Origin of the sequence: Janibacter massiliensis (assembly GCF_900289115.1) — a bacterium.
Classification (GTDB): Bacteria; Actinomycetota; Actinomycetes; order Actinomycetales; family Dermatophilaceae; genus Janibacter_A; species Janibacter_A massiliensis.
In genome coordinates, this window is sequence record NZ_LT985196.1 from 2,413,672 (window position 1) to 2,421,633 (window position 7,962).

6 protein-coding genes are annotated in these 7,962 nt (G+C 71.1%); 2 read left to right on the forward strand and 4 right to left on the reverse strand.

The features are described from left to right. The first annotated feature begins 57 nt into the window (after nucleotides 1–57). Nucleotides 58–993, forward strand: coding sequence for a hypothetical protein (locus DAA34_RS11820; protein WP_106819565.1), 936 nt, complete (start codon nucleotides 58–60; stop codon nucleotides 991–993). A 97-nt stretch (nucleotides 994–1,090) separates the two neighbouring features. Here DAA34_RS11820 and serA read toward each other — a convergent pair whose 3' ends face one another. The 4 genes from serA to DAA34_RS11840 form a co-directional block, all read right to left on the reverse strand. Then, a complete protein-coding gene (gene serA, locus DAA34_RS11825; RefSeq protein ID WP_106819567.1) occupies nucleotides 1,091–2,680 on the reverse strand; it encodes a phosphoglycerate dehydrogenase in 1,590 nt (529 codons plus the stop codon). A gap of 226 nt (nucleotides 2,681–2,906) precedes the next feature. Next, nucleotides 2,907–3,932: a ketol-acid reductoisomerase gene (gene ilvC, locus DAA34_RS11830; RefSeq protein ID WP_106819569.1), complete on the reverse strand. Its 1,026-nt coding sequence runs from the start codon at nucleotides 3,930–3,932 to the stop codon at nucleotides 2,907–2,909. A 42-nt stretch (nucleotides 3,933–3,974) separates the two neighbouring features. Then, a complete protein-coding gene (ilvN, locus tag DAA34_RS11835; protein ID WP_106819571.1) occupies nucleotides 3,975–4,505 on the reverse strand; it encodes an acetolactate synthase small subunit in 531 nt (176 codons plus the stop codon). Beyond that, complete coding sequence (locus tag DAA34_RS11840; protein WP_234354290.1) at nucleotides 4,492–6,318, reverse strand: acetolactate synthase large subunit; 1,827 nt, start codon at nucleotides 6,316–6,318, stop codon at nucleotides 4,492–4,494. The genes ilvN and DAA34_RS11840 overlap by 14 nt, the downstream gene beginning before the upstream one ends. Before the next feature lie 489 nt (nucleotides 6,319–6,807). Here DAA34_RS11840 and pstC point away from each other — a divergent pair, with 489 nt between their 5' ends. Continuing rightward, nucleotides 6,808–7,821: a phosphate ABC transporter permease subunit PstC gene (gene pstC, locus DAA34_RS11845; protein ID WP_234354234.1), complete on the forward strand. Its 1,014-nt coding sequence runs from the start codon at nucleotides 6,808–6,810 to the stop codon at nucleotides 7,819–7,821. Nucleotides 7,822–7,962 lie beyond the last annotated feature (141 nt).

Below are 7,962 nucleotides of genomic sequence, written 5' to 3' on the forward strand. Positions count from 1 at the left end.
CAGGTTCGGACCCGACCGTGAAGTGGCCAGAGCACACCACCACGGAAAGGACCGATCATGGTCAGCAGCACGAAGCTCGTCACCGGTGCGGCCGCCGCCGTCACCGCAGGCTCCCTCGTCTTCGCCGGCGCCTCCCTGGCGCGGGCCGACTCCACCACGGACTCGAACGCCGCCGGCTCCAGCACCTCCTCCGCCCAGGCGGACCGCGGACGGGGCGGCCACGCCCACACCGAGGTCACGGGCGACGAGGCGACGAAGGTCACGAAGGCGGTCACGACCACGGACTCGGCCGTGACGGTCGGGTCGGTGCGCAAGGACCCCGACGGCTCCTACGACGTCATGGGCACCAAGAACGGTGAGCGCGTCATGGTCGAGGTCAGCGCCGACCTGAAGTCCGTCGAGGTGCGCCAGGGTGGCCCCGGACCCGGTGACGGCCACGGTGGACCCGGCGGGATGAACCTCACCGCGGTCACCGGGCAGGAGGCGACGAAGGTCGGCGCGGCCGTCAGGGCGAAGGACTCCGGTTTCACCGTGGAGCGGGTCGGGAAGACCGACGACGGCGCGTACCTGGTGGCGGGCACCAAGGACGGCGAGCGGGCCATGGCTCGCGTCGCCGGCGACCTCAAGAGCGTGGACATCCGCACCGGCGACCAGGGTCCGGACGGCCCGGGGGGCCGCGGTGGGCACGCGCACACCGAGGTCACGGGCGACGAGGCGACGAAGGTCACCAAGGCGGTCACGACCACGGACTCGGCCGTGACGGTCCAGTCGGTGCGCAAGGACCCCGACGGCTCCTACGACGTCATGGGCACCAAGAACGGTGAGCGCGTCATGGTCGAGGTCAACGCCGACCTGAAGTCCGTCGAGGTGCGCACCGGCGGCCCGGCGCGCGACAACGGCCAGCAGGCGACGCGGTCGGACGAGGCGACGTCGGCGCGGACGACCGTCCCCTCCACCGGGACCAGCCCGACCAGCATCCCCTCCGTCGCCTGACCCGGACCCGCCGCCCGTGAGGGGTCGGCGGGGACGACGAGAGCCGCCCACGTCACCGTGGGCGGCTCTCGGGTCGTGGCGGGCCTGCGTGAACGCGTCAGTCGAGCTCGACGATGCGGAACTGGTCGACCCCGACCTGGGACATCACCTGCTCGGCAAGGTCTGCCGGGACGGCCGAGTCGAGGGTGAGTGCGACGAGCGCCTGCCCCTGCTCGTCGTCACGGGCGACCTGCATGCCGGCGATGTTCACCCCCGCCTCGCCCAGGAGACCGCCGATCGTGCCGATGACGCCCGGGCGGTCCTCGTAGCGGTAGAAGGCCATGTGCTGGCTGATCGGGATCTCGAGGTCGAGGCCGTCGATGCCGACGAGCTTCTGGACCATCTTCGGTCCGGTGAGCGTGCCGGCGACCGCGAGCTGCCGGCCGTCGGCCAGCGTGCCGCGCAGCGTCGTGATGTTCCGGTAGTCCTCGGAGACCGGGTCCGTCAGCAGTCGCGTCTCGACGCCCCGCTCCTCCGCGAGCAGCGGTGCGTTGACGTACGTGACCGGGGTGCTCGTCACGTCCGTGAACAGGCCCTTGAGGGCGGACAGGCCCCAGACCGAGACGTCGTGCTCGGTGATCTCGCCACGCACGTCGACGTCGAGCTGGACCGGCACGGCGCCGGCGATGGCCGTGAAGATCCGGCCGAGCTTCTCGACCAGGTCGATGCCGGGGCGGACCTCCTCGGCGACGGCGCCGCCGGAGACGTTGACGGCGTCCGGCACGAGGTCGCCGGACAGCGCCAGCCGCACCGAGCGGGCGACGGCGACGCCGGCCTTCTCCTGCGCCTCCTCGGTCGAGGCACCCAGGTGCGGGGTGACGACGACCGACTCGTGCTCGAACAGCGGGCTGTCCGTGCACGGCTCCGAGGCGAAGACGTCGATGCCGGCGCCGGCGACGCGGCCCTCGGCGATCGCCGTGGCGAGCGCGGCCTCGTCGATGATCCCCCCGCGGGCGGCGTTGACGATGTGCACGCCCGGCTTGACCTTGCGCAGCGCCTCCTCCCCGATGAGCCCGAGGGTCTCGGGCGTCTTCGGCAGGTGGATGGTGATGAAGTCGGCCTCCGCCAGCAGCTCGTCGAGCGTGACGAGGCGGGCGCCGAGCTGACCGGCGCGCTGCGCCGAGACGTACGGGTCGTAGGCGAGGATCTCGACGCCGAAGCCCTTGAGCCGCTCGGCGACGAGCTGGCCGATGCGACCGAAGCCGACGACACCGACCTTCTTGTCGAGCACCTCGACGCCGCCGTACTGCTTGCGGGCCCACGTGCCGCCCTTGAGCGCCTGGTTCGCCGGCGCGATGTTCCGGGCGCTGGCCAGGAGGAGGCCGACCGCGAGCTCGGCGGCCGAGGTGATGTTGGACGTCGGGGCGTTGACGACCATCACCCCGGCCTTGGTCGCCGCCGGGACGTCGACGTTGTCCAGACCGACGCCGGCCCGGGCGATGACCTTCAGGCCGGGCGCGGCGGCGATCGCCTCGGCGTCCATCTTCGTCGCCGAGCGGATGAGGACCGCATCGACACCCTCCGCGAGCGCGGGCAGCAGCTCGTCGCGGTTGGCGCCGTCGCAGCGACGGATCTCGAAGTCGGGGCCGAGGGCCTCGATGGTCGCGGGCGAGAGTTCTTCGGCGAGGAGGACGACAGGCTTGGTCACGGACGATTCCTTCGTGGGGGCGAATGATGGGTCCGGGGCACGGTCCCGGGTCACTACGTGCCGGGCTCATCGTAGAACCCCGTCCGAGTCGCGGACCGACCTCCCACCATGCGGTCAGACTGCCGCGTCCCGGTTCACCGACCGAGGGCGAGGGATGCCGCGACGACACGACGAGGGCGGTCCGGGCCGCAGCCCGGACCGCCCTCCGTCGGTCGTCCCCGTGACGTCAGCGGGCGGCGCTGCCCTCGGTGTAGTCGTCGTCGGCCTGCTTCCACGCGAAGTGCGAGCGCAGGGTCTTGCCGGTCGCCTCGATCGGGTGGCCGGCCTCCTTCTCGCGCAGCTGCTGGAACTCGGGCGCGCCCTTGTCCTGGTCCTCGATGAAGCGGGTGGCGAAGGCGCCGGAACGAATGTCCGCGAGAACCTCCTCCATCCGCTGCTTCACCGAGGCGTCGATGACCCGCGGGCCGGAGACGTAGTCGCCGTACTCGGCGGTGTCGGAGATCGACCAGCGCTGCTTGGCGATGCCGCCCTCCCACATGAGGTCGACGATGAGCTTGAGCTCGTGGAGGACCTCGAAGTAGGCGATCTCCGGCTGGTACCCGGCCTCGGTCAGCGTCTCGAAACCGGCCTGGACGAGGTGCGACATGCCGCCGCAGAGGACGGCCTGCTCGCCGAACAGGTCGGTCTCGGTCTCCTCCGTGAAGGTCGTCCTGATGACGCCGGCCCGCGTGCCGCCGATGCCCTTGGCGTACGACTTGGCGATGTCCCACGCCAGGCCCGAGGCGTCCTGCTCGACCGCGATGATGTCCGGGATGCCCCGGCCGGCGACGTACTCGCGACGCACCGTGTGACCCGGGGCCTTCGGCGCCACGAGGACGACGTCGACGCCGGCCGGCGGCTGGATGTAGCCGAAGCGGATGTTGAACCCGTGGCCGAAGACGAGCACGTCGCCCTCGGACAGGACCGGCGCGATCTCGTCGGCGTACAGGTGCCGCTGGACCTGGTCCGGGGCGAGGATGACGATGACGTCGGCCTCCTCCGCGGCCTCGCGCGGGGTCTTCACGGTCAGGCCCTCGTCCTGCGCCTTGGCGCGGCTCTTGCTGCCCTCCTGGAGACCCACCCGGACGTCGACGCCGGAGTCGCGGAGGTTGAGCGCGTGGGCGTGACCCTGGCTGCCGTACCCGATGACGGCGACCTTGCGCCCCTGGATGATCGACAGGTCGGCGTCGTCGTCGTAGAAGATCTCGGCCATGGTGGGGCTCCTTCGTCGGTGGTGCTGAGGTCTGGTCGTGGGTCAGGCGGGCCGACCGGCCCGGTCGGTCATCGAGCGGCTGCCGCGGCCGACCGCGACGATGCCGGACTCGACGAGCTCCTTGATGCCGAACGGCTCGAGGATCTCGAGGAAGGCCTTCATCCTCCCCGAGTGGCCCGTCGCCTCGATCGTCAGGGCGTCGGGGGCGACGTCGACGACCTTCGCGTCGAAGAGGCGGACGACCTCGACGACCTGGCCGCGGGTCTGCCGGTCGGCGCGGACCTTGACGAGGACGATCTTGCGCTGGACCGACCCCTCGCCGTCGAGCTCGACGACCTTGAGGACCTCGAGCAGCTTGTTCAGCTGCTTGGTCACCTGCTCCAGCGGGTGGTCCTCGACGTCGACGACGACGGTGATCCGGGAGACGTCGGGGTGCTCGGTCGGCCCGACGGCGAGACTGTCGATGTTGAACCCGCGCCGGGAGAACAGCGCGGAGATGCGCGTGAGGACACCGGGGTTGTCCTCGACGAGGACCGACAGGGTGTGCTTGCTGCTCCGGTCACTCGCCGTCATGGTCGGCATCCTCCGCCTGCTCGATCGCCTCGGACTCCTCACGGTCCCAGTCGGGCGCCGTGTCCTTCGCCACCTGGATGAGGTCGTTGCTCAGCCCCGCCGGGACCATCGGCCACACCATGGCGTCCCGCTCGACGACGAAGTCGATGACGACCGGCCGGTCGTTGCACTCCAGTGCCTGCCGGATGACGTCGTCGACGTCCTCCGGGCGCTCGCACCGCAGGCCGAGGCAGCCGTAGGCCTCCGCCATCATGACGAAGTCCGGGATCCGGCTGCCGATCGAGGTGTGCAGGTCCGTGTTGCTGTAGCGCTTGTCGTAGAACAGCGACTGCCACTGCCGGACCATGCCCAGGCTGCTGTTGTTGATGATCGCGACCTTGATCGGGATGTCGTTGATGACGCAGGTCGCGAGCTCCTGGTTCGTCATCTGGAAACACCCGTCCCCGTCGATGGCCCACACGACGGCCTCCGGGTTGGCCGCCTTCGCGCCCATCGCCGCCGGGACGGAGTAACCCATCGTCCCTGCGCCGCCGGAGTTCAGCCAGGCGTTCGGTCGCTCGTAGCGGATGAGCTGGGCCGCCCACATCTGGTGCTGGCCCACGCCGCTGGCGTAGAAGGCGTCGGGACCGGACAGCTCGCCCAGTCGCTCGATGACGTACTGCGGGTGGAGGTGCTCCGGGTCGGAGCTCGTCTCGTAGCCGACGGGGAAGGTCCGCTTCCACCCCTGGGTGCGGCGCACCCACGCCGAGATGTCCGGGGTCCGGCCGTCTCCGTCCCGGTCGGCCGCGACGGCCTCGGTCAGCTCGTCGAGGACGACCTTGACGTCGCCGACGATGGGGACATCGGCGGTGCGGTTCTTCCCGATCTCCGCCGGGTCGATGTCCGCGTGGATGACCTTGGCGTGCGGCGCGAAGGACTCGAGGGCGCCGGTGACCCGGTCGTCGAAGCGCGCGCCGAGCGTGATGAGCAGGTCGGCCTTCTGGAAGGCCGTGACCGCCGCCACCGACCCGTGCATGCCGGGCATGCCCAGGTGCAGCTCGTGGCTGTCGGGGAACGCCCCGCGGGCCATGAGCGTCGTGACGACCGGGATGCCGGTGAGGTCGACGAACCGCCTCAGCTCCTCGTGGGCCCGGCCGCGGATGACGCCGCCGCCGACGTAGAGGACGGGCTGCCGGGACTGCGCGATGAGCCGCGCGGCCTCGCGGATCTGCTTCGCGTGCGGCCGCGTGACGGGGTGGTACCCGGGAAGGTCGAACCGGGGCGGCCAGTCGAACGTCGTCCGCGCCTGGAGCGCGTCCTTGGCGATGTCGACGAGCACCGGGCCGGGCCGACCCGTGGACGCGACGTGGAACGCCTCGGCGACGACCCGCGGGATCTGCGCCGCGTCGGTGACGAGGTAGTTGTGCTTCGTGATCGGCATCGTGATGCCGCGGATGTCCGCCTCCTGGAAGGCGTCCGTGCCGATCGCACGGCTGGCGACCTGGCCCGTGATCGCGACCATCGGCACCGAGTCCATGTACGCGTCGGCGATCGGGGTCACGAGGTTCGTCGCGCCCGGGCCGGAGGTGGCCATGCAGACGCCGACCTTGCCGGTCGACGCGGCCCAGCCCTCGGCGGCGTGCCCCGCACCCTGCTCGTGGCGGCAGAGGACGTGGCGGACCGTCACCGAGTCCATGAGGGGGTCGTAGGCGGGGAGGATCGCCCCGCCGGGGATCCCGAAGACGACCTCGGCACCGACGTTCTCGAGCGAGAGGACGAGGGCCTGGGCCCCCGTGACCTCGACCGGGACGCGGGACTGGCTCTGCCGGGCCACCGCCGCCGGGGTCGGCGCGCCCGGGGTCTGCCCGGGGGACCTGATCTCGCTCACCGTGCTCTTCCTTGTCCGCCGGTCGCCCGGCTGCTCGAGCGGCCGCGTCGCGGCCGGGGGACGTGTCCCGAAACGGAACGACCCCCCGGTCCCGTGGCGGGACAGAAGGGTCGCGCGCCGGCCGGCGGGTGCTCAGCCAGCGCGCCCGGGAACTACGTCGGTGCGTGCCACGTCCGCGACTCTCCCCCGCCGACGTCGGAGGTGTCAATCTGCGAGACGGGCGGTCTCAGGATGCGACCGCCGCGGACGCACCCCGGTCGCCGGGTCGCCACCCGTCGGTCACCGACCCGCAGGGAGATGTTCACCCGTCGTTCATCGGATCTGGTCGGAGGCACCGCACCCCCGGATTCACACTGGATCACGGCCCCTCCGGGCCACCCCCGCTTCACTCAGCCCGGCAAGGTTCGGGCCCTTCAGCATGAGGAAAAACAGGCCGTGACGACCTACCTGCCCACCCGCCCCGAGGGGGTGGAGGACCGCCCGAGGAAGCTCAACCGTCGCAGCACCGGCGTGGACCGCGTCTTCGCCTGGTCCGCCACCGCCGTCGGGACGGTCGTGCTCCTCATCACCGGCGGGATCGGGCTCTTCCTCCTCTACAGCGGGTTCCCGACCCTCCAGCGGTACGGGTGGACCTTCTTCACGGAGACGGAGTGGAACCCCGAGCAGGACACGATCGGCATCGCCGCCGTGCTCGGCGGCACGGTGTCGGTCGCGCTCGTCGCCCTCGTCATCGCCTTTCCGCTGGCCTTCCTCACCGCCTTGTTCATCAGCGACTACGCGCCGGCGAGGATCAAGGGCCTGTGCATCTCCGCGGTGGACCTCATGGCCGCCGTCCCCTCGCTCATCTACGGCATCTGGGGCTTCTGGCTCCTGCGGCCCCACGTCGGCGAGGTCGCGATGTGGCTTCACCAGAACCTCGGCTTCCTCCCGTTCTTCCAGGTGAAGGACACCGACCCCGACGCCGCGATGCCGGAACCGCTGAAGTACCAGGGATCGGCCTTCCTCGCTGGGATCGCCGTCGCGATGATGGTGCTGCCGATGATCTGCGCCGTGATGCGCGAGGTCTTCTCCCAGGCGCCGCCCGGTGAGCGTGAGGCCGCCCTGGCCCTGGGCTCGACCCGCTGGGGGATGGTCCGCTCCGTCGTCCTGCCCTTCGGTCGCGGCGGCATCATCGGCGGCACGATGCTCGGCCTCGGCCGCGCCCTCGGAGAGACGATCGCGGTCGTCCTCATCATCAACCAGGCGGAGATCCTCAAGCCCCGCGTCATCGAGACGGGGACGAACACCATCTCGGCGCTCATCGCGACCAAGTTCAGCGACGCCTCCGAGGCGCAGCTGTCGGCCCTGCTGTCCGCCGGCCTCGTGCTCTTCATCATCACCCTGATCATCAACACCCTTGCCTCGATCGCCGTCTCGCGCAGCCGGTCGGGTGCGGATGCGGACGCCTGACATGACCACCCATCTCGACTCGCCGACGCCGGCCAGCGCCGACACGCCCCAGGGCACCCTGCTCCCGCTGCGGAACCGACCACCCCCCTCCCGCCCGAGCTTGCGTCGCGGCGGGTGGGGGGTGGTCGGGGGGTTCCGCAG

Coding starts and splice junctions, on each gene's coding strand:
- DAA34_RS11820 (WP_106819565.1), top strand. CDS start 58: ATGGTCAGCAGCACGAAGCTCGTCACCGGTGCGGCCGCCGCCGTCACC.
- ilvC (WP_106819569.1), bottom strand. CDS start 3,932: ATGGCCGAGATCTTCTACGACGACGACGCCGACCTGTCGATCATCCAG.
- ilvN (WP_106819571.1), bottom strand. CDS start 4,505: ATGACGGCGAGTGACCGGAGCAGCAAGCACACCCTGTCGGTCCTCGTC.